At 59.4% G+C, this 1,384-nt stretch carries 2 protein-coding genes; both read left to right on the top strand.

The window, feature by feature from the left end; genetic code table 11:
• A partial coding sequence (locus ACXRVY_RS29245) for a tail assembly protein (RefSeq protein ID WP_458238989.1) occupies positions 1–594 on the top strand: 594 nt, incomplete at its 5' end.
• Between the two features lie 60 nt (positions 595–654).
• Positions 655–1,384 (top strand): TipJ family phage tail tip protein (gpJ, locus tag ACXRVY_RS29240; RefSeq protein ID WP_458238988.1); only part of this gene is annotated, 730 nt, incomplete at its 3' end.

The following is a 1,384-nucleotide window of genomic DNA, read 5'->3' as shown; positions in this document are numbered from 1 at the left end:
AACTACCAGCCCATGACCACGATCAAGCTTTATGGGCGGCTCAGACAGTTTGGTCGGTCCTTTCGTCTCTCTGTCCGGTCGCCGGCTGAAGCAATCAAAGCCCTGTGTGTTCAGATTCCGGGCTTTGAACGGTTCCTGTCCAACGCAAAGTCTCGCGGGATTGAGTTCGCAGTGTTCCGTGGCAAAACGAACATCGGGGAAAATGAGTTAGGTTTTGCCGGAGATGGCGACATACGAATCGCGCCGATCATTTCCGGCAGCAAGAAGGCTGGCGGACTGCAAACAATTATCGGGGCCGTGCTCATCGTCGTCGGCCTAGTTATCACTGGCGGCACCTTCGGCGCGGGTGCGCCATTCGGCTCTGCACTGATAACAATGGGCGCATCCATGGCCATTGGAGGAGTAATCCAGATGTTAAGTCCGGCGGCGAAGGGCCTGAAGACCAGCGCCGCACCCGAAAACACACCCGGCTATGCCTTCGGCAGCGCGAAGAACACCACCGCATCCGGCAACCCAGTTCCGCTTTGCATCGGCAAGCGCCGCTGGGGTGGCGCGATCATCAGCGCCGCGATCTACGCCGAAGACCAAATGTAGTCAGACCACCAAACACCACGACCGCCCATGAGGCGGTTTTTTTATTGCCTGGAGGAACGCATGGGCGCAGCACAGCAGGTTGAAATCGTCGGCGCCAAGGGCGGATCGGACAAGCCGAAGACTCCGACCGAGGCGCCAGATAGTCTGCGCTCGGTGGCCATGGCCAAAATACTGATCGCCATGGGCGAGGGTGAGTTTGCCGGCAATCCAACGGCCCAGGACATCTACCTCGACAACACGCCGCTGCAAGATCCTCAGGGCAACATGAACTTCCCGAACGTGAAGTGGGAGTACCGCGGCGGCTCCGTCGAGCAGGGCTACATCCAAGGCATTCCGTCGATCGAGAACGAAACCTCCCTCGGCATAGAGCTGCGCAGCGGTACGCCTTGGGTTCGCGCCATCAACAACACTGAGCTGTCGGCCGTGCGCGTTCGCTTTGCCTGGCCTGCGCTGCAATCGATCGATGGCAGCGGCAACGTGAACGGCTACCGAATCGAATACAAGGTCGAACTGGCCACCGACGGCGGCGCCTATCAGCAGGTCCTCAGTGAGGCCGTGGATGGCAAGACCACCAGCACTTACGAGCGCACGCGGCGTATCGATTTACCGGCAGCTACCAGTGGCTGGCTGATGCGCATTACTCGCATCACCCCCAACCAGAACAACAACAAGATCGCCGACACCATGCAAATCGCGGGCTTCACCGAGGTCATCGACGCGAAGCTCAGCTACCCGAATACCGCGTTGCTCTACATCGAATTCTCGGCCGAGCAGTTCCGCAACATCCCGG

This window comes from Pseudomonas sp. P5_A2_2 (assembly GCF_054177685.1).
Note: the sequence above shows the minus strand (reverse complement) of the source record. Positions and strands in the feature narration are given on the sequence as shown.